Source organism: Mycobacterium kyorinense, assembly GCF_001672775.1.
Classification (GTDB): Bacteria; Actinomycetota; Actinomycetes; order Mycobacteriales; family Mycobacteriaceae; genus Mycobacterium; species Mycobacterium kyorinense_A.
The window spans coordinates 39,794-59,018 of the sequence record NZ_LZKJ01000201.1 but is presented as its reverse complement, the minus strand read 5'-3'; the positions used below and the strand labels follow the sequence as shown (position 1 = coordinate 59,018).

The 19,225-nt window shown below is 64.2% G+C and carries 18 protein-coding genes and 1 pseudogene; 7 read left to right on the top strand and 12 right to left on the bottom strand.

Features of this window, described 5'->3' with window-relative positions; translation table 11 throughout:
* Window positions 1-1,008, top strand: a 1,008-nt coding sequence (locus A5707_RS22810) for an ANL family adenylate-forming protein (RefSeq protein WP_156658287.1), incomplete at its 5' end; no start/stop codon positions are given.
* Window positions 1,009-1,012: 4 nt separating this feature from the next.
* On the opposite strand, the gene A5707_RS22805 is transcribed toward A5707_RS22810, so the two are convergent.
* From A5707_RS22805 to A5707_RS22775, 7 genes are read right to left on the bottom strand one after another with little or no spacing between them, the layout of a single operon-like run.
* Window positions 1,013-2,206: an amidohydrolase family protein gene (locus tag A5707_RS22805; RefSeq protein ID WP_082969637.1), complete on the bottom strand. Its 1,194-nt coding sequence runs from the start codon at window positions 2,204-2,206 to the stop codon at window positions 1,013-1,015.
* A gap of 52 nt (window positions 2,207-2,258) precedes the next feature.
* Entirely contained in the window at window positions 2,259-3,707 is a 1,449-nt protein-coding gene (locus tag A5707_RS22800; protein WP_065016704.1) for a class I adenylate-forming enzyme family protein, read from the bottom strand.
* On the bottom strand, window positions 3,704-4,504 hold the full coding sequence (locus A5707_RS22795; RefSeq protein ID WP_065016703.1) for an enoyl-CoA hydratase/isomerase family protein: 801 nt from the start codon (window positions 4,502-4,504) through the stop codon (window positions 3,704-3,706). Before A5707_RS22795 ends, A5707_RS22800 begins: the two co-directional genes overlap by 4 nt.
* Entirely contained in the window at window positions 4,501-5,304 is an 804-nt protein-coding gene (locus A5707_RS22790; RefSeq protein WP_065016702.1) for an enoyl-CoA hydratase/isomerase family protein, read from the bottom strand. Before A5707_RS22790 ends, A5707_RS22795 begins: the two co-directional genes overlap by 4 nt.
* Window positions 5,301-6,548 carry an acyl-CoA dehydrogenase family protein gene (locus A5707_RS22785; RefSeq protein WP_065016701.1) on the bottom strand — a complete coding sequence of 416 codons (1,248 nt, stop codon included), beginning with the start codon at window positions 6,546-6,548 and terminating at the stop codon, window positions 5,301-5,303. Before A5707_RS22785 ends, A5707_RS22790 begins: the two co-directional genes overlap by 4 nt.
* 7 nt (window positions 6,549-6,555) lie before the next feature.
* Window positions 6,556-7,362 (bottom strand): enoyl-CoA hydratase/isomerase family protein, encoded by an 807-nt coding sequence (locus A5707_RS22780; RefSeq protein WP_065016700.1) that lies wholly within the window; start codon window positions 7,360-7,362, stop codon window positions 6,556-6,558.
* 8 nt (window positions 7,363-7,370) lie between these two features.
* Window positions 7,371-8,630, bottom strand: coding sequence for a hypothetical protein (locus A5707_RS22775; RefSeq protein WP_065016699.1), 1,260 nt, complete (start codon window positions 8,628-8,630; stop codon window positions 7,371-7,373).
* Between the two features lie 91 nt (window positions 8,631-8,721).
* Between A5707_RS22775 and A5707_RS22770 the strand changes: the two genes are divergently transcribed.
* Window positions 8,722-9,546, top strand: a complete 825-nt coding sequence (locus A5707_RS22770; protein WP_065016698.1) for an enoyl-CoA hydratase/isomerase family protein — start codon at window positions 8,722-8,724, stop codon at window positions 9,544-9,546.
* 3 nt (window positions 9,547-9,549) lie between these two features.
* On the opposite strand, the gene A5707_RS22765 is transcribed toward A5707_RS22770, so the two are convergent.
* Entirely contained in the window at window positions 9,550-10,416 is an 867-nt protein-coding gene (locus A5707_RS22765; protein WP_065016697.1) for an SDR family NAD(P)-dependent oxidoreductase, read from the bottom strand.
* A gap of 107 nt (window positions 10,417-10,523) precedes the next feature.
* On the opposite strand from A5707_RS22765, the gene A5707_RS22760 reads away from it, so the two are divergent.
* Window positions 10,524-12,041, top strand: coding sequence for an AMP-binding protein (locus tag A5707_RS22760; protein ID WP_197495410.1), 1,518 nt, complete (start codon window positions 10,524-10,526; stop codon window positions 12,039-12,041).
* Window positions 12,042-12,226: 185 nt separating this feature from the next.
* On the opposite strand, the pseudogene A5707_RS23595 reads toward A5707_RS22760, so the two are convergent.
* The 3 genes and pseudogenes from A5707_RS23595 to A5707_RS22745 all read right to left on the bottom strand — a co-directional run.
* Window positions 12,227-12,424, bottom strand: a pseudogene (locus tag A5707_RS23595) (amidohydrolase); the annotation flags it as partial.
* A 2-nt stretch (window positions 12,425-12,426) separates the two neighbouring features.
* Window positions 12,427-12,855, bottom strand: a complete 429-nt coding sequence (locus A5707_RS22750) for a Zn-ribbon domain-containing OB-fold protein (RefSeq protein ID WP_065016694.1) — start codon at window positions 12,853-12,855, stop codon at window positions 12,427-12,429.
* Entirely contained in the window at window positions 12,855-14,000 is a 1,146-nt protein-coding gene (locus A5707_RS22745) for an acetyl-CoA acetyltransferase (RefSeq protein WP_065016693.1), read from the bottom strand. The genes A5707_RS22750 and A5707_RS22745 overlap by 1 nt, the downstream gene beginning before the upstream one ends.
* A gap of 136 nt (window positions 14,001-14,136) precedes the next feature.
* Here A5707_RS22745 and A5707_RS22740 point away from each other — a divergent pair, with 136 nt between their 5' ends.
* From A5707_RS22740 to A5707_RS22725, 4 genes are read left to right on the top strand one after another with little or no spacing between them, the layout of a single operon-like run.
* Window positions 14,137-14,877 carry an aldolase/citrate lyase family protein gene (locus A5707_RS22740; protein ID WP_232000832.1) on the top strand — a complete coding sequence of 247 codons (741 nt, stop codon included), beginning with the start codon at window positions 14,137-14,139 and terminating at the stop codon, window positions 14,875-14,877.
* 41 nt (window positions 14,878-14,918) lie between these two features.
* Entirely contained in the window at window positions 14,919-16,034 is a 1,116-nt protein-coding gene (locus tag A5707_RS22735; protein ID WP_065016692.1) for a TauD/TfdA family dioxygenase, read from the top strand.
* The gene (locus A5707_RS22730) at window positions 16,031-17,122 is read left to right on the top strand and encodes a hydroxyacid dehydrogenase (protein ID WP_065016691.1); all 1,092 of its coding nucleotides are present in this window, start codon (window positions 16,031-16,033) and stop codon (window positions 17,120-17,122) included. The genes A5707_RS22735 and A5707_RS22730 overlap by 4 nt, the downstream gene beginning before the upstream one ends.
* A complete protein-coding gene (locus A5707_RS22725; protein WP_065016690.1) occupies window positions 17,119-17,943 on the top strand; it encodes an enoyl-CoA hydratase/isomerase family protein in 825 nt (274 codons plus the stop codon). The genes A5707_RS22730 and A5707_RS22725 overlap by 4 nt, the downstream gene beginning before the upstream one ends.
* 18 nt (window positions 17,944-17,961) lie before the next feature.
* Here the strand turns inward: A5707_RS22725 and A5707_RS22720 are convergent, their stop codons facing one another.
* On the bottom strand, window positions 17,962-19,149 hold the full coding sequence (locus tag A5707_RS22720; RefSeq protein WP_065016689.1) for an amidohydrolase family protein: 1,188 nt from the start codon (window positions 19,147-19,149) through the stop codon (window positions 17,962-17,964).
* Window positions 19,150-19,225 lie beyond the last annotated feature (76 nt).

Genomic DNA, 19,225 nt, shown 5'->3' with positions numbered 1-19,225 from the left:
GTAGCCGAGCCAAGCATCGTCGGCCGGTGTGCTGCGATCGCCCTCGGTGTGAGCTCTGGGTCGAATGCGTCGAACAGCACCAGTCGCATACCGGTGAGCAGGCTTGCCGCCAGCATCGCCGCACCGCCGATGTGCGACACCGGAAATGCGATCGGATTGACGTCACTGTTCGACGCATTCGACCCAGAGCTCACACCGAGGGCGATCGCAGCACACCGGCCGACGATGCTTGGCTCGGCTACCCCTTTCTTTGTTGCCTTTATGGCCGCACAGCGAGAGCACGGCACCGATCCGCTGTTTCCCGATCTACGCGGCTGTGTCGGGGGAGGAGCGCCGATCACCGCGGAGCTGGGGCGGCAGGTGCGCGAGACGCTTTCGGTTGCAGGAGTGGCGAACTCATGGGGACTGACCGAGTTTCCGGTGGTGACTTCACCACCGCCCGACGGAGCTCCGGACGTGCTCGATCACACGGTCGGTCGTCCGGTGCAAGGGGTATCCGTCCGCGTCGTCAATGACGCCGAGCAAGAAGTCGCGCCGGGAGAGGAGGGTGAGTTGCGGCTCAAAGGACCGCAGTGCTTCCTGGGATATGTCGACAGCTCACTCGACACCGATGCATTCGATCACGACGGCTGGTTTCGCAGCGGGGACCGAGGGCGCATCGACACGGACGGCAACGTCGTCGTCACCGGGCGCATCAAGGACGCGATCATTCGCAACGCCGAGAACATCTCGGCGTTGGAAATCGAGGGCGTGCTGGCCACACATCCGGCCGTCGCGGACGTCGCGGTCATCGGAGTGCCGGATTCGCTTACAGGCGAGCGGGTTTGCGCCGTTGTGGTTGCCGAACCCGGAAGTGATATCACCCTCGCCACATTGGCGAAACACTGCGAGGGCAAAGGCTTGAGTCGCCACAAATGCCCCGAGCGACTTGAATTGGTGGAAGCGCTGCCGCGAAACCTCACTGGGAAGGTGCTGAAGAACGAGCTGCGTGCGCGGTTCGGTGCCTGATGTCTTAGAGGCCGATGAGCTGCTTCAAATTGCCGCCCATCACTTGTGCTGTGGTGTCGGCGGGGAGGTTGGTGAGTTCCTTGACGAATTCCGCGGGGTGGGCGAGTCCCTCGGGATGCGGGAAGTCGGAGCCGAACATCACCCGGTCAGCGCCGAGCACGTCGATGAGGTGCGACATGTCCTCTTCATGGAAGGGGTTGACCCAGACATGCCTGCGGAAGACCTCGCAGGGGTGTTCGCTGAAGTCCTTGGGCTTTTTGCGATATACCCGATCGAACACTTCCATCAACCGCTGAGCCCACGATCCGCCATTCTCGATCACGCCGACGCGTAGACCGGGGAAGCGCTCGAACACGCCATGGGCGATGAACGCCGCGAGCGTGTCGAAGATGTGGCGACTCTCTTCGTAAATGAAGCCGCGAAGCTTGGTGAGATGGAACCCCTGGAACTCGTCGCCGCCTTCCCAGTCGTCGACGTAGCGGTCGTAGCCGGAGTCCGAATTGTGCATCTGTAGGGCGATACCCGATGACTCGACAAGCCGCCAGAAGTCGTCGAACTCGGGCAGAGCGGGCGAGCGGGACGTGCCGTCTTCACGTGGTACTGGGGCCGGCCGGATCAGCACCGTTCTGGCGCCGTTCTCCAGGCACCACTCGAGTTCCTTGACTCCTTCGGCAGGATCGTTGAGCGAGATCGCGGGCACGGCGAAAATGCGGTTCTGATAATTGAACGTCCAGTCGTCGAGCAGCCAGCGGTTGAAGGCGTGTGTCACCGCGTGGGTCAGTTCGGTGTCGGACTTGGTCCGTTCTTCGAGCATGCCCGCCGTAGTCGGGAACATCACCGCGCCGTCGACACCTTGGGAGTCCATCAGCTCCAGTCGGAGGTCAGGGCGCCGGAAGGCGTCGGGGCAGCGGATGGGCTCGGCCAGTTCACGAAGGGACTTGCCCTCGGGATTGATGCCGCGGTAATAGTCGGCCCACGCGCCCGGCGTCGGGATTACCTCGTAGGTCGGGTTCGGGATGCACTCGGTGACCACGCCGAGGATCTGCAGCTTCGTGCGTCCGTTCACTTCGACGAACTTCAGCGCCTCCGAGTACTTCTCGGGCAGGTACCGGGTGTAAGCGTCGATGGTCTCGTACATGTGGTTGTCGGCATCCCAGACCTCGAATGCTTTTCCGTCGGTCACCAGCGCCTCCAACATGTGTGAGAATATTGATTCTCAAGATAGCAAACGACGGTATCCGATTGCCACCTCAGGCGTCGGCCAACGCAGCAAGGTCGCGTCTGACGACCTTGCCGACATCGTTGCGCGGCAGCTGCTCGACGAACACGACACGCACCGGGACGCGGTACGGCGTGAGGCGCTCGCGGCACCACGCGATCAGGTCGTCTTCGGACAATTCATGGGGGTGACAGGCGACGAATGCCCAGGGCACCTCGCCGAGGCGCTCGTCGGGAATCCCCACCACCGCCGCTTCGCGTACCCCCTCAGCGGCCAGGAGCACGTCCTCCACCGTGCCCGGGAAGACCTTCAGCCCACCACGATTGATCATGTCCGACACCCGGCCGTCCAGCCACAGAAAGCCGTCGTCGTCGAACCACCCGAGATCGCCGGTGTGAAACCAGCCGTCATCGGTGAGCCTGTCGAGAAATGCGGGGTCGATCTTGCGAGCCGCCGTCGTCGGAGTGCGGACCAACACCTCGTCGTCGGCGATCGTCACGTCGATGCCTGGCAGCGGACGCCCGACGGAGCCCAGCTTGGTCTCCCCCCATTCCCGCGCGTCGGCGGCCGACCATCCGACGACCTCGCCACCGAGTTCGGTTTGGCCGTAGGAGTTCAGCACGATGACGCCGAACTTGTCCCGGAACCGACCGGCTTGCACGGGGGACAGGGGAGCGGTGATCGAACGAACGATCTTCAGCGGCGAGAGGTTCGTGACCGATTCGTCGTGCAGCACCAGCGTCAACGCCGCGGGAGGTAGAACCGTGGAGCGCAACTGATGCCGCTTGACGAGCGCGGCGAAGTCGGAAGCCGAAAACCTGTCCATCAGCACGACACCCGAGCCCGCACGGAAGGCGAACAGCACCTGGTAGATACCGGCCCACAACGACAGTGACAGTGGCACCAAATTGGGCATGGGTGCGCGCTGGGTGGGCGCTGCGGATTTCGCACCGCGGAGTTTCGCCAGCAGCCGGTCGATCAGGTCGAGCACGGTGGCATGCCGAAGCGGCACCGGTTTCGGCGGCCCGGTGGTACCGGAAGTGAACTGCAACAGGGCCACGTCGGAGTCGTACTGCAGTGGATCGTGTGGCGGCACAGACGATGGCGAGAGCGACCACTTCAAATTCGTTCCTGCAACGACGGGCAACGTGGCTTCGGAGAACCGATGGGCCAGTTCGGGTGTCGTTATCACTGCGACCGGCCGCAATGTCGCGAGCTGTGACGCCAACTCCGCATCGGCGGCCCTCGGGTTGAGCGGCGTGTAAACCCCACCGGCGCGCCATGCCCCGAACAGGGCGGCGACCGTGCCGGCGTCATTGGGCAGCATCGCCGCGACGACTTGTCCGGTCACCAAGCCGGCTTCGTCGAGTAACGCGGCCAGGCGGTCCGCGCTCGCGAGGAGATCGTCGCGTGAGACATCGACGGTCAATGTGTGCACCGCCGTATCGGGCAGGTCGGCCAGCAGCGCGGCGAGATTCACGAGTCAGGCTCCAGCGGTTGCCAATTGGGCGTGCGTTTGTCGGCGAATGCCTGTGGTCCTTCGTTCTGGTCGGGATGGCCCCACATCGACGTCAAGTGCTTGGCGCCCGCCCGGCACGCGTCTGTCAAGCCGTATTCGAGTGCGCCCCACAACGCGCGCTTGGTCGCCCGCATCGCCGCGGGCGAGTTCAATGCGATCCTCTCGGCGAGTTTCTGCGCGACCTCGCGCAGCGTGTCGGGTGGGTCGACGATCTGGCTGATCATGCCGAGCTCGTACGCGCGTTGGGCAGTCAGACGTTCGTGGCTGCCGACGAGCGCCATCCTCAACACCGCCTCGGCGGGCATCTTCCGCATCAGCGCGATTGTCTCCAAAGCACTGACCTGGCCAATGGAGACGTGCGGGTCGACGAAGGTCGCGTCGGACGACGCGATGACGACGTCGGCGTCGGCGACCCAATGCAGCCCGCCGCCCGCGCACACCCCGTTGACGGCCGTGATGACGGGCTTCCCCACATTGCAATGCCAGGCCGTCAACTTCAAATCCAGTGTTCGCATCGACTCCTGGAACTGCTGCACCGCCTCGCCATCTAGGTCCTCAACGTCGGCACCCACCTGAAACGCCCTGCCATTGCCGGTGTGCACGATGACCCGCACGCCGGGGTCAGCATCCAATTCCGCCCATGCCCTCGGAAACTCCGCGCGCATCGTCGCGTCGTACGCGTTCAGCCGTTCGGGCCGATTGTTGATGATCCAGCCGACTGGACCGCGCCGCTCGACGATCAACCTCTGGTAGGTCATGTAGCCTCCAGCGGCTGCCATTTCGCCGGCCGCTTGTCGCGCCAGGCGCGTACGCCCTCGGCATGATCGGGGTGATTGCGCAAGCGCAAGATCTCCTCGCTAGCAGCGCTTTTAGCTACCGACAGGCCGACTTCGAGGGAATACCACAACGCCTTCTTGGTGGCGCGCATCGCGGTAGGCGAGTTGGTTGCGACAGCGGCGGCCAGTCCGCCGGCGGTCGCCCGAAGCTGATCGACAGGCACGACATCCGAGACGATGCCCAATTCGTATGCCCGCTGTGCCGAGATACGCTCGCCCCTACCGCTCAACGTCATTCGGGTGATCGCCTCCATCGGAGACTTACGCAGCAGCGTGATCGCCTCGTACGCGACGGCCTGCCCCACCGAGACATGTGGGTCGACAAACGAAGCCTGTTCGGCGGCGATAACGATGTCGGCGTCGGCGACCAAATGCAGACCCCCGCCCGCGCACACCCCATTGACCGCCGCGATCACCGGCTTCCAGACTTCGCAGTGCCACGACGAAATCTTCAACTCGGCGTCCCTCGTTCGGCGTGAGTGCCGTCGCATGGCCGCTTTGTCGCGAGCCACCTGCACCACGTCCATTCCGGTGCAGAACGCCTTGCCGTTGGCGGTGTTCACGATCGCCTTCACCTCGGGGTCGGCATCCAATTCGGCCCACGCGGCCTCGAGTTCGTCAAGCATTAGCGCATCGAACGCATTGCCGGCATCCGGCCGGTTCAGGATCAGCCAGCCGACGCTGTCGGATTTGTCGACGATCAACCGTTCGTAGCCGCTCACGAGCGCGGAATGTCCTTCCAGGGCTTACCCTTCCACGGATCCGGCTCCTTGGGCAGGCCGAGTACGCGCTCGCCGAGAATATTTTTGTTGATGTCGGTCGTGCCGCCCTCGGTGGCGTTGGCCAGGCTGCGCAGCATGCCCTGTACCTCGCGGGGCAACGTGTCAGGATCGCTGGTCGCCGGCCAGGCCACCGCGGCCGTGCCCAGCAGGTCGACCATCAGATCTTGGATCTGCTGATTGAGCGTGGCTTGATGAACCTTGCCAATCGAGGACGCCGCACCGGGCGACTGGCCGGCCGAAAGCGCGGCGCGCACACGCGCATTGGTCCAGCCGCGAATCTGCTCCTGAGCCCACAGTCGCATGATCTTGCCTCGGACCACTGGGTCGTTCCAACGCCCGGTCTGTCGAGCCAGGGAGATCAAGCGCTGGGTGCCGGAACCACCGAGGCGGCCCATACCACCGGATCCCGATCCGGAAACCATCTGCCGCTCACTGGACAGGGTTGACGCGCTGATCCGCCAACCGTCGTTGATTTCCCCGACCCGATGCTCGTCGGGCACCCGCGCGCCATCGAGGAAGACCTCGTTGAACTCCGATTCCCCGGTGATCTGGCGCAGCGGTCGGACGTCGACGCCCGGTTGGTGCATGTCGAGCAGGAAGTACGTGATGCCCTTGTGTTTGGGCTGGCCCGGATCGGTGCGCGCCAGCAGGATTGCGAAGTCCGCCTCGTCGGCCCACGTGGTCCACACCTTCTGTCCGGAGATCAGCCAGTGATCACCGTCGCGTACGGCGCGGGTCGCCAACGACGCGAGATCGGAGCCCGCGCCGGGTTCGCTGAAAAGCTGACACCATTTCTCTTCGTTGCGGACGATGGGCGGCAGAAAGCGTAACCGCTGTTCCTCGGTGCCATGACCGAACAATGCCGCTGCAGTGTTGTTGAGTCCCAAGGGATTCAGCCGCGTGAGCCGGAGCGGGGCGAGAATTGCCTCAATCGCGTGTGCAGTGTCGTCGCCGACGCCGAGACCACCGTGCTCGGGAAGCCAGGTCGGTGCGACCAGTCCCGATTCCGCGAATGTCGGATACCAATCCCGGTAGGCGGCCGCGGTGCGGACAGCCCGCAGGGCCGCGGGCCCGTCGGCGGCCGCGGAACGCCACGCCGCGGGCACCTCGGTGGCGATCCACTGCCGCACCGTGTCGAGGGCGTCAGCTACGGAGGTTTCGGGGGCGATCGGCAAGAGAGCCATGATCTGGTCAGCGGCCCTGGAACTTCGCGTCGCGTTTGTCACGAAATGCCGTCAGGCCCTCCTTGAAATCGTCGCTGCGGCTCGATAATTCCAGCGCCAACGCCTCGTTCTGGAGATGGCGGTCGAGGTCGAGTCCGTTGCCGCTGTGCAGCAGCCACTTGGTGAGGCCGAGGGCAACTGTGGGCGCCTCACCGAGTCTGGTGACAAGTGCCGCTGCGGCAGAGGCCAATTGCTCGGTTGCGTAGGCGCGGTGGATGATGCCCCAGTCGGCAGCTGTCGCCCCGGAGATCTCCTCGCCGAGCATCAGCAGCTGCCGGGTGCGCACCATCCCGATTAAGCGGGGCAGCAACCAGGCGGCGCCGCTGTCCGGTGTGAAGCCGCGGGCCATGAACGGTTCCCAGAACCGAGCGTCGTCGGCGGCCACGCAGAAGTCGGACGCCAACGCGATGTGGAACCCCAGGCCGGCCGCCCAGCCGCGGACTACTGCGACGATAGGTAGCTGAGTCTCCAGCATCAACGGGATCAGCCGGTTGGCTTTGTTCGGCAGCCGGCGCTGAGTACTGCCCACTCGCGGCTTTCGCTCCGACTTCGCGTTGTTCGCGATGAGATCGGAACCTGCGCAGAAGTCCGGGCCATCGGCGTCGATGCGGATGACACGGACCGCCTCATCGATGCCGGCGGCGGCGAGGTGTTCAATCAATGCGTCGAGCATCGTGTCATTGACGGCGTTGCGCCGTTCAGCGCGGTCCAAGGTCAGGCACAGAGTTGGGCCTTGCTGCTCGGCCCTAAGTCCGGGGACGCTCGCATAGGTCATGGCTGCGGTCAGCGTTCTGCGAATTCAGCCGATACGGCGGTGAGCAAATCGGTCAGGTTCGTCGCCCGGCCGGGCGGATCGGGCAATCGGACTGGGCCGTGCCTCCGGCTGGGTAACAGGATCGTCGCGTGTCCCGGCGCGGTGATCTCGTTGCGGTGGTTGGTCGCCGCGAGTTCGACATCGACCGCGGGGCGCTCGCCTTCTGCGAGGTACTTTCGAGTCACAGTGCCGGCGATCGTGTGCAGATCGCCTACGTAGTTGAACAGCCGGAACTCACAGTCCAGCTTCCACAGCCAGGCGTCGTCGCCCATCCAGTCCGTACACAGATGGATCAACCATGTCTCGCGCATCCGGCCGTAATCGAAAGTGGTGGGGTTGCCGGCATTTCGGGCCGCGTCCGGCTCCCAGTGCACGCGCTGCTGCACATCGGGCACGCCGTGGTCGTTCGGGGTGTAGAAGCGGGGAATGCGTTGCCGGTTGCGCCACGCCAACCGCAGGGGACGCACCCCGTACATACCGGTGCCCATGCCGACATGCCAGCAGACCATGTCGGTGACGGTGAGTGGTCCCTTGGTCAGTGAGCCGATTGTGTCGCCCTCGTTGACGTCTTCCCACCACCGCGGTTCGGCACCACGAGGGGATTCCCGCGCGTAGCGTTCGTCGATCTCGGCGATCTCCTCGGGGGTCCAGATCTTGAGTTCGATCGACTCATATTTCTTGCGGCCGCGGGCCTTGCTGCGCTCGGTGCGGATCATGTTGCGGTACTGGCCGCCGAGAATGGTGCCCTCGTCGTCCCGGAAGACTTGCGCCGACCACTCGTGAATCGCCCGACCGGCGAACTCACTGCTTTTGTCGAGGGCCGCGACCAGCGCGTTGCGCCTGAAGACTCGGTGATTGGCCCGCAGTGGAGCCCACCACTCTCGCGCGGAGGACGCGTAGAACGCGTGCACCCCGCGCAGCGGGTCGCCCTTCGTGAGGGCGCGATCCTCCGCGGAGAGTTCGGTGACTTCGTCTTCGCCGATCAACGTGTCACCTCCGACCAGTGCGGGCGGCGCGATCGACTCACCCCACACCGTCTTTGCCGCGTAGTCCGGATCGGCCCACATGGGATTGGCGTCCCCGTAGGCTTCGGCGACGTGGCGGAAAGTGTCCTCGTTAGGGCGGACGTAATGCGGTGGCTGGGTATGCGGAACGGCGATGCCGATGGTGCCACGCAACCTGGCCAGCCCCTCCTCGGTGATTTCGCCCGATTGAGAGGAGCGGGTCATATCGCGCCTCCTCAGTTTTGGCGAATATCGTGGCCCCGGCAAGTGTGGAAATTAAGATACCCGAAAAGCGGAAACGCCGTTAACGGCAGGGGTGAGTGAGTTGAGCGAGGAGCGGCCAGGAATCCTGGCGGATGTCGGTGCCGACGGTGTTTACCGCATCACCATAGACCGCGCGAATGTGGGGAATTCGTTGTCGCCGTTGGCTCGTGACGCGCTGACCGAGGCTTTCCAACGCGCCGGCGACGACCCAGCGGTGCGCGCGGTGTTACTGGGTGCCACCGGGCAACGGCACTTCTGCGCAGGGGCCGGCTTGCCCGCTGGATCAGCCCCCCAACCGCCGGTGGCCGACAAGCGGTCAGGGGACGTCGCTCGGATGCTGCAGAACGGCTGGCAGCGGTTGGTCTCGTCGATCCTCGACTGCGATAAGCCCGTAGTCGCTGCGGTGAACGGCACCGCGGCTGGGGCAGGAATCAGCCTGGTTCTGGCCTGCGATCTTGTCGTCATGTCCACTGAGGCAAAGCTTGTCGCAGCGTTCGTGCGCCGTGGTGTGCTTCCCGATTCCGGTGCCATTCATTTGCTGACGAGGATCGTGGGGTTGCGCAAGGCCACCGAACTGTTGATGCTCGGCGAACCCGTCGACGCCGCCACCTGTGAGCGGCTGGGGCTGGTCAACCGCGTGGTTGCCCCGAATGTTATCGACGCAGTTGCCGACGAGCTGGTCGGCCGGCTTGCGGCTGGCCCGACGGTCATGCTCGCGCACACCAAACGACTGCTTTTGGTGTCCTCGGAGTCGGGCCGTGATCGAGCCTTCGAGCAGGAAGCGTGGGCTCAAGAGGCGGTGTCGCGGACCACCGATCTTCAGGAGGGCCTGCAATCGTTCGCCGAGCGCCGCGAACCGCGATTCTTGGGCCGCTGACCCTCACTCTTTGGCAGGCCCACCGCGGATCGTAAACGTCGCGGCATCATCGATCTCGTCTATCGCCTCCGCGACGGATTCCGCAGTGAGCGAAGTGTTTTCGATTCCTTTGGTCACGCCGATGAATACTCGTGACACCTTGCCTGCTCCCACCGAATAAATGTGGGCGGTGCGGTTGCAGTCGCGATGCGACAGGTAAACCACGACCGGAGTCACGAATTCGGGATCCATCGCCTTACCGGCTTCGCCCATGATGGTTTCCGTCATGCGCGTCCGTGCGATGGGGGCGACCGCGTTGATCGCGATGCCGTTTCGTGCTCCCTCGATGGCCAGCACGTGCATCATGCCGACGAGCCCCATCTTGGCCGCGCCGTAATTGGCCTGCCCGAAGTTACCGAACAAACCGGTACCCGAGGTTGTTTGGACGATTCGTCCATAGTTGCGTTCGCGCATGACCGGCCATACCGCGCGGGTGACGTTAAAGGCACCGGACAGGTGGACGGAAATGACCGCGTCCACTTGTTCGGCGGTCATGTTCTTGAATGCCGCGTCACGCAGGATTCCCGCGTTGTTGATGAGAATGTCGACCTGTCCGAATGTGTCCATGGCCGCTGCCACGATGGCTGCGCTGCCCTCCTCGCTAGCGACCGAGTCGCCGTTGGCGATCGCCGTACCGCCGGACGAGGTGATCTCGTCAACGACGGTCTGCGCGGCCGATATCGACGCACCGGTGCCGTCCACCGCGCTGCCCAGGTCGTTGACCACGACGCGCGCGCCCCGACGGGCGAGTTCGAGGGCGTGGCAGCGGCCGAGGCCACCACCTGCGCCGGTGATGATGGCTACCTGATTGTCGAAGTTCATTGACGGCATGCTGAGAGGTTACATTTACTCTCAATGAGAACCATCATTTGCATCGGAGGACAGCTATGAGCGAAGCGCCGGTGCTGTTGCAGTGTGCGCAGCGGCGCGCCGCGGCATTGTGGGACCGATACCGCGAGGCGGGGTCCTGGTCGGGTGAGCCCGTCGACGTCGTTCGGGCCGCCGCGGCACGACATCCGGAGAAGGTGGCTCTGTGCACCCGGGGGGCCGAGCTCAGCTATGCCGAACTCGACGCGCACATCGACGCGGCCTGTGGCGCGTTGGCGGTTTCGGGGGTTGGGCCGTCGACACCGATCGTTGCCGTCGTGGGCAACGACGTGGATTCCGTGGTTGCCGTCTATGCGGCGCTGCGCCTCGATGCCGTGGTCCTGCTGGTGCCCCGCAGCGCCGGCGTCGCACAGGTGGCCGACATCATTGCGCGCACGGGGGCCGAGTTCGGTGTCGCGCCGTGTTGGCCTGCGGCACTGCGGAGACGGCACTCTGCGCAAGTGACATGGGTCGCCTTGGACACCGGCGGTACACCTCAGACGGCGTACCGACCCGAGCGTGCGGCCGACGAGCCATGCCTCGTGCTCTACACGTCGGGCACCACCTCGGCACCCAAGGGCGTCATCCACTCGCAGAGCACGCTGATGAAGGCGTCGTCAAACTACGTCGCGGCGGCCGGCCTGGGTCCGGCGGACCGGATTTTTCTCATCAGCCCGCTGGCGTCGGTGACCGGAGTGCTGCAGGCCCTGTTCATCGGGCCGATGCTCGGCGCGCCCGTCATCCTGGAGGACCACTGGGATGCTGCCGAAACCTGCAAGCTGCTGGTCTCGTCGGGCGCGACCTGGTACGGCGGACCCGATCGCTTGCTGGACAGGCTGCTCGACGAGGCGGTGGTTCGCGGCCTCGATGTGCCCCTGCAGGCGGTCTATTTGGGCGGGACCATGCTGGATCGACGCATCGCCACGCGCATCGAAGACGATTTCGGGATCGTCGTGATGCGCGCCTACGGTTCCTCAGAAGTTCCGGTGAGCACATCGGGCCTGCGGTCGGAGTCGGCGGACGTGCGTCACGCCGACGACGGTGTCGCGCTGGACGACGTCGAGGTAAGGATGGGGTCCGCGACGGATCCCGCCGAGTGCTGCATTCGGGGGCCGCACACGTTCCTCGGGTACACCGACGCCTATGACGACGCGCGGGCGTTCGACGGCGACTGGTTCCGCACCGGCGACGTGGCCGAAATCTCCGATTGCCGGGTGCGCATCGTCGGGCGTTTGAAGGACATCATCATCCGCAACGGTCTGAAGATCGCGGCTGTCGAGGTGGAGGAGGCCGTCGGCAAGATCGCTGGGGTCCGCGAGTGCGCGGCATACTCGGTGGCCGACGTCACGACCGGCGAACGACTCGCCGTGGCAATGGTTCTCGACGCCGACGTCGACATGTCCCTCGCGAAGATCGCCGACGCGCTCATCTCGGCGGGAATGCCCAAGTACAAGCTGCCCGAGGAACTGGTGTTCTGGAACGAGCCGCTGCCCGTCAATGCTAACGGCAAGGTCGAGCGCAACAAACTCGCGGCGCGCTCAGCCGGGCGGCCCCGGGTGCTTGCCGACCGCCTCGCCGCAACGGGCTGAGCGTCAGTCTTTGGAGTTACCAGACGTGTTCATAGTCAGCTTGCTCAACTGATCTTGCCAGCCAGAAACCTCGCCGCCGTGGTCGTGCTTGGACAGCGCGCGGATAGAGACGTCGTGCCCTTCGGCGGCCTTACGCAGGGCGCCGACGGTTGCCTGCTCCTTCGCGATGTGAGAGCTGAACGGATCGGCCTGCCAGCCACAGCATTGAGCGCCACGTTGGGGATCACCACGTCGCGGAATTGCCAGGTGTCTGAGCCATCGGGGTTGTGCACCAACCGCGGCGCCTCGTCCAGATACTTTTGGGGCAGATGATTTTTGAACATGCCGGGCGGCTCTACGATGTGGTCGTCGACGCTGATCAGGATCATGTCGTCTTTGTTCATCCCTATTCCTTTCCCGCACCTGCTGCCACCGGCCGGAATACCGGGACAATAAAGCCGTCATCGTCATCGCGAAATGCGACGGTGAGTTCCATGTCTGCACAGAGGGTTTTCGCCAAGCAGCCTTCCAGAACCGTCATCAGCCGGGGGCCCTCGGCGAGATCCACCATGGCGACCACATATGGTGTGCGCGTATCGAAGGGCGCCGCATTCCGGTGCACCACGGTCCACGTATAGAGCCGCGCCCGCCCGGACGCCGGTGCCTGCGCGACGTCCTCGCTCCAGCAGTGCGGGCAGAACGGACGCACGTAGAGCGAGTTCTGGCCGCACCCGGCGCACGTGTTGATCATCAGTCGGCGGTCCTGGATAGCCTGCCACCACGATTCGCTGTCGGAGTCGATCGTTGGCCGGTTTGCGGCCACCGGCACGTCCATCACTGCCTCCCGAGGATCATCGTGGCGCTGTGGGTGAAAAAGCCCCCCATCGCATGGACGCACGCCAGACGCGCGTCGTCAACCTGTCTGGGCCCGCAATCGCCGCGCAGCTGCCTGGTCGCTTCGACCATCAGGAACATTCCCCGCATGCCCGGATGGCAAGAGGCGAGTCCGCCGCCGTCGGTGTTGGTCGGTAACGCGCCACCCGGACGCAGCGCACCCGATGCAATGAACGGCCCGCCCTCGCCCTTGGCGCAGAAACCCAGATCCTCCACCGTGAGCAGCACGGTGGAGGTGAATGAGTCATAGAGCTGACACACATCGATGTCGGCGGGCCCGACGCCGGCTTGCGCGAATGCGCGTGGGCCGGACAGTGCGGCGGCCGACGTGGTGAAGTCAGCCCACTCGCTCATGCTGACATGCGATGTCGAGTCGGCCGCGCCGAGAATCCAGATGGGCTCCTTGGCGCAATTCTTCGCCACTCGCTCGCTTGCCAAAACGACCGCCCCGCCACCGTCGGTGCGCAGGCACACATGCTTGGCGGTGAAGGGATCGGCGAGCATCGGCGCCGCGGCGACGTCGGCGGCCGTTATCCGGTCGCGCTCGAATGCGTTCTCGTTCATCGTCGCCCACTCGTGGGCCGCGACCGCGACTTCAGCCAATTGCTCTGCGGTGGTGCCGTATTCAATCATATGGCGCCTGGCGGCCATCGCATACTTAGCAATCAGGGTGGCGCCGTATGGCGCCTCGTACTGCATGGCACCTCCGGTGCTCATCGCTGCAGCTGATGCACGTACCCGACGCTTGACGTCGGAGCGCGCCGTCGATCCGTACGTCAGCAGTGCTACGTCGATCACGCCGGCGGCGATAGCGTCGGCGGCGTGCCCCGCCATCACCTCCCAGGAGGATCCGCCGACGTTTGTCGCGTCGACCCAGGACGGTCGCAGGCCGAGGTACTCGCTCACCTCGACGGGCGGCAACAGGGTTCCGTGGCCGCCGAAACCGTCAATGTCGTCTTTCGTCAGACCGGCGTCGGCGATGGCGCGGCGGGAGGATTGAGCCATCAACGCCATCGCGGTCTTGTCGGGCACCCGTCCACAATCCGACAGGCCGGCGCCCACGATGGCGACCCGGTTCGATGGCATACGTCATGGTTACCACATTGATAATGGCGTTCACGACTTGATGGAATGAACGTTCTCAGTGGTCTACCGTGAGCGTGTGCGGAAACCACTACGGGAGGCACTACGGGGCGACGGATTGGTCCTGTGCCTCGCCCTGATGAGCGCGCGCACTCCCGATATCCCCGCGATCGCGGCAGCATGCGGATACGATGCGGTCTACGTCGACCTCGAGCACACCGCCACGTCGCTGGAGACGGCCGCGATGCTCTGCGCAAGCGCTTTGGGAGCAGGCATCTCGGCGTTGGTCCGCGTGCCGTCCCACGATCCGAGCGTCATTGCTCGTGTGATTGACAATGGCGCAATTGGAATCATTGTGCCGCATGTGAATTCGAGCGATGAGGCAGCAGCTGTCGTCGACGCCGCACGGTTTCCTCCGGTCGGACATCGCTCGATTTCCGGACCCAATGCGGTGAGCGGGTACGACCCCAGATCGGCGACCGAACTCACCGACGTCCTCGAGCGCCGCACGGTGGTCGCGGTGATGATCGAAACCCCGCAAGCGGTCGATGACATAGACGCGATAGCGGCTGTCGAAGGCATCGACATGCTACTTCTTGGCCCGAGCGATCTGACGGCCGAAATGGGCATCCACGGCGACTATGAGAATGATCATTTCCACCATGCCGTAGAATCGGTCGCGGCGGCTTGTCGTGCACACGGCGTGGCGCTGGGAATAGCCGGGATCAAGTCCGTTGACCTGCTGAAACGCTTCGCAGTTCTGGGTCTGCGTTTCATTTCGGCCGGTACGGACGTCGGGATGATGACCGACGCGGCGACCGCCCGCGCGCGCGCTTTGCGCGAGCTCGACAGCCGCCCCGCAGGTAGCACCGATGGATAACGCCGATAGCCGAAAGTCTCGCCGGCCCAACAGGAGGACGGATGCCCACCGCGATCTATAACGAACAAGTCACCAACTCGATGTGCTGGACCGGCAAGGACTTCTCAAGCAAGGACGATTTCGCATTCGACCTATCGGCGCGCAACGTGGCCGCCTTGGAATCCATCTTGGCCAAGACGTCAGAAAAGGATCGCGACGAGATCACCCCCGGCGATGCCCGCCACCCCGATCTCGATGATGACCTGGCGCGGCTGTATCGCGACCTGATGTTCGGGAAGGGCCTGGCGTGCGTGCGTGGTTTTCCGGTCGAACAGCACTCGATCGATGACCTGGAGCGCATCTACTGGGCGTTCTGCACGCACCTCGGTTACCTCGTATCGAACAACTCGTTCGGACACCGAATGGTGCGCGTTCAGGAGGAGGTGCTGCCGAACGGCGTGCAGCCCGCACGTGGCACCAAGTCGCGTGCGGAGCTGGCCATGCACAACGACGCCGCTGACATCCTGTCGCTGCTCTGCGTCTACCCGGCGGCCACCGGCGGCGAAAGCCAGTTCGCGAGCGGACCGGCGGCGCACAACCGGATTCTCAACGAGCGGCCCGATCTGCTACCAGTGCTGTATCAAGGGTTTCCGCATCACCGGCGCAGCGAGCAGCCCGACGACCAGCCGGACGTGACACCGTACGACGTCCCGGTGTTCTCCCAGATCGACGGCAAGATCTGCATCAACTTCACCTACAGCAGCATCCTGCCGGCGATGCACGCAGTCGGCCGGGAGTTCACCCCCGAACAAACCGAGGCGATCGAATTGCTGCGCAACATTCTGGTCGAGCAGCAAGTTGAATTCCGGCTCGAGTCGGGGGAGGCGGCGGTCGCGAACAACTTCGCCATGTGTCATTCGCGTTCCGATTTCGTCAGCAGCAACGATCCGAAGAGGGCCCGATGCTTCTTGCGCGCATGGATGGAGGTGCCGCGTGAAGACCGACGACTGCCGATCGGCCGCGAGTACTTCCACATGGAGAACAAGGACCTGCGCCTGGGCTATGACGTAGTCCCGGGCCGGGACGGCTCAATTGCGCGCAACGACTACAAGAATGTCAATGCCGAACTCGCCGACATGTTCAAGGCGGCACAGGCGAAGCCCAAACTCAAGCAATGAGCGAGGGCTGCACTCCCAAGCTCGTCTACGAGCGATGGACCGACCCCGTCGCCGGGCACATTCTTGAGGCGGCCGATATCGACGTCATCAAACTCGACCTGACGGCTCCGGCTGAAGATGGTTGGGCGCTGATGGAATCCGCCCATGGATACCAAGTCGCCACGCGCACCGATGTGGCATCCTTGCCCGACGGCGAACAGTGGTTGGTGGGGCCTGCCCTGGTCCAACGCTGCGAGCAGCTGCTGGCTGTCTGTTCGGCCGGCGCCGGTTATGACGTGATCGACGTCGAGGCGTGTACACGGGCCGGGATCGCGGTGTGCAACAACTCCGGTCCGGGCGCAGAGGCCGTCGCCGAACACGCGCTCGGCTTCATGCTCGATCTTGCCAAAAGGATCACCGGCGCCGACCGTGCGCTACGCCGCGGGCCGCTCCGCGACCGCCAGGGCTTGCGGGGAAGTCAGCTGCTCGGAAAGACGCTCGGCGTGGTCGGTCTCGGCGCCATCGGCAGGCGCCTGGTGGAGTTGTGCGCGCCGTTCGGGATGGAGATCTTGGCTTACGATCCGTATGTCGACGAAGCGAGCGCTGCCCAGCGCGGGGTGAGCTTGGTCCAGCTCGACGAGCTGGTCGAGCGTTCCGATTTCGTTCAGGTTACGTGCCCACTCACGGCCGAGACACATGGCTTGTTCGGTTCCGCGCAGTTCGCCGCAATGAAGCCGTCGGCGTTCTTCATCACCACCGCCCGCGGTGCCGTTCACGATGAAGCCGCGCTGTACGACGCCTTGGTCACCGGGGGCATTGCAGGGGCGGGCCTCGATGTCTTCCACGAAGAGCCGCCGCGGCCCGACAATCCGTTGCTACACCTCGACAACGTCGTCGCCACTCCCCACGTCGCAGGCATCACCACCGAAGCCGCCCGCGACATTGCCATCGCCACCGCGACCCAATGGCAGGCGATCTTCGAGGGCCGCTTGCCGCCCAGGCTGCTGAATCCCGATGCCTGGCCGCGCTACTGTGAGAAATTCAATGAGATCTTCGGGTTTCGACCCAGCACTGCAACGGCTTTGGAGAAAGAGAGCCCCAGCAGGTGACGGATTACGACACCATCGAATTCGAGGTGCGGGGTCACACCGCGTGCGTGACGCTGAACCGACCTGAGGTCCTCAACGCCATTAACGACGAGATGATCGCAGAGCTCGCCGGGGTGTATGCCGAAATCGAGCGTTTCCAAGATATCTGGACGGTCATCATCACCGGCGCTGGCCGCGCGCTCTGCGTCGGCGCCGACGTCAACAAGGCTGCGGACCACGACATGGAGAACGCGGCGGGGATCGACAACCAGGGGGAGCCCATCCTCAGCTCGATGCGGCAGTGGGACGCGCCGCAGGAGGCGACACCGCCCTGGCTTCAGATGACCAAGCCGATCATCTGTGCGGTGAACGGCATCGCCTGCGGTGCCGGGATGGACTTGGTTACCACCGCCGACATCACCATCGCGTCCGAGCGCGCGACGCTGATGGATCCACATGTCAGCATCGGCGTAAGTTCCGGGCGCGAAGGGGTCAGGCTCGCACGGATCCTGCCGCTACCCGTGGCGATGCGGCTGATCTTGATGGGCAAGCACGAGCAACTCGACGCGCAGCGTGCATACGACTTGGGAGTCTTCACCGAAGTGGTAGCCCATGACGCGCTCATGGATCGGGCGTGGGAGATCGCTGAGATCGTGAACTCGAATGCGCCGCTGGCGGTAAGGGGTTCGCGCATGGCGGTGCGCAAAGGGCTGACCCTGCCCATCTACGAAGCTGAACTGCTCGCCGAGAACTACCGCATGAAGGTGGCCCTGACGAAGGATGCTATCGAGGGACCACGTGCTTTCCTTGAGAAGCGTCAGCCGAACTGGAAGGCACTGTAGCGCAGCACCTCCGGAGTGCTAGGCCATGCCAAAGAATGTCTTGGCGTTGGTGGACAGAACTTTGCGCTTAGTTTCCTCGTCCAGGCCCTCCGTCGCCTTGTTGGCGACCTCGATGCTGTGCGGCCAGTTGGTGTCGTTGTGCGGGTAGTCGGTCTCGAACATGAGCTGGTCCTCACCGACTAGGTCGAGGATGCGGAAAGCGACAGGATCGCCGAACGTGGAGAACCACACGCGGCCAGGCACTTGAGTACTCGGTGGCTCTGTCAGCAGCGGGTGGATCCCGCCCCATGCCCGCCGGTCTTCCCAAACCTCGTCGACGCGTTGCAGGTAGTAGGGGATCCAGCCCGCTTGCGCCTCGGCGAACGCGAGCTTGAGGTTCGGGAATTGCTTGAGCTTGCCGGAGAACAGCCAGTCCACCATTGCGATGGTGCAGTTGACCGCCATCAGCGCACTGGTGACGACATGCGGAGAGTCGGGAGAGGATTTGGTGAGCGACGAGCTCGACCCGATGTGCAGCATGATGCCGACCTGGTTTCGCTCGCACGCGGCGAAGAACGGATCCCAGTAGTCGGTGTGAATGGACGGCAGATCGAGACGTGCGGGTAGTTCGGAGAAGCACACCGCGTGCATGCCACGCGCGGCCACCCTGTCGACCTCCTTTGCGGCGAGCTCGACGTCCCAGAGCGGGATGATGCCAAGCGGGATCAGCCGGCCGTTCGAGCTGCCGCCCCACTCATCGATTTGGAAGTCGTTGTAGGCCTCAACGCAAAGCTTGGCAAGCTCCTTGTCCTTGCCGTACAGGAAGCGTTGGCCGCAGAAGCGGACGAGTGTGTTGGGGAAACATGCCGAAGCCTCGATGCCGGCGATGTCCATATCGGCGAGCCGGTCTGCCGGGCGAAAGCAACCCGGACGCATCTCGTCGTAGGTGATCGGGTCGGTGGTGAGCTCGTCGAGTTCATAGCCGGCGGCCGCACTGATGAGCGGGATCGGGATGACTGCATCTTCGTAGTGCCAGATGTCGGCGTCGCGACCCTCGTCGTCTTCGACGAACGCGACATCAGAAGTCACAGACGGATCCATCCGCCCGCGGGTACGAACGATCCGTGGGCCGATGTCGCGATAGCGCTCAGGCAGTCGGCTGGTCCACAGATCGGCAGGCTCTACCAAATGGTCGTCCGGCGAGACAATTCGGATGTCTGTGCTCAACGCTGCACTCCTTCGAGGGCTTCTCGCTTCACCTACGAAACGCGAATTTCCCCTAGACGAGAATATCCGTTTCCAG

Excerpts from the sequence above, each read along its gene's own strand:
- A5707_RS22730 (WP_065016691.1), top strand. The coding sequence starts at position 16,031 with ATGAGCGAGGGCTGCACTCCCAAGCTCGTCTACGAGCGATGGACCGAC.
- A5707_RS22785 (WP_065016701.1), bottom strand. The coding sequence starts at position 6,548 with ATGGCTCTCTTGCCGATCGCCCCCGAAACCTCCGTAGCTGACGCCCTC.
- A5707_RS22765 (WP_065016697.1), bottom strand. The coding sequence starts at position 10,416 with ATGCCGTCAATGAACTTCGACAATCAGGTAGCCATCATCACCGGCGCA.
- A5707_RS22795 (WP_065016703.1), bottom strand. The coding sequence starts at position 4,504 with ATGACCTACCAGAGGTTGATCGTCGAGCGGCGCGGTCCAGTCGGCTGG.
- A5707_RS22745 (WP_065016693.1), bottom strand. The coding sequence starts at position 14,000 with ATGCCATCGAACCGGGTCGCCATCGTGGGCGCCGGCCTGTCGGATTGT.
- A5707_RS22775 (WP_065016699.1), bottom strand. The coding sequence starts at position 8,630 with ATGACCCGCTCCTCTCAATCGGGCGAAATCACCGAGGAGGGGCTGGCC.
- A5707_RS22740 (WP_232000832.1), top strand. The coding sequence starts at position 14,137 with ATGAGCGCGCGCACTCCCGATATCCCCGCGATCGCGGCAGCATGCGGA.
- A5707_RS22750 (WP_065016694.1), bottom strand. The coding sequence starts at position 12,855 with ATGGACGTGCCGGTGGCCGCAAACCGGCCAACGATCGACTCCGACAGC.
- A5707_RS22805 (WP_082969637.1), bottom strand. The coding sequence starts at position 2,206 with ATGTTGGAGGCGCTGGTGACCGACGGAAAAGCATTCGAGGTCTGGGAT.
- A5707_RS22780 (WP_065016700.1), bottom strand. The coding sequence starts at position 7,362 with ATGACCTATGCGAGCGTCCCCGGACTTAGGGCCGAGCAGCAAGGCCCA.
- A5707_RS22735 (WP_065016692.1), top strand. The coding sequence starts at position 14,919 with ATGCCCACCGCGATCTATAACGAACAAGTCACCAACTCGATGTGCTGG.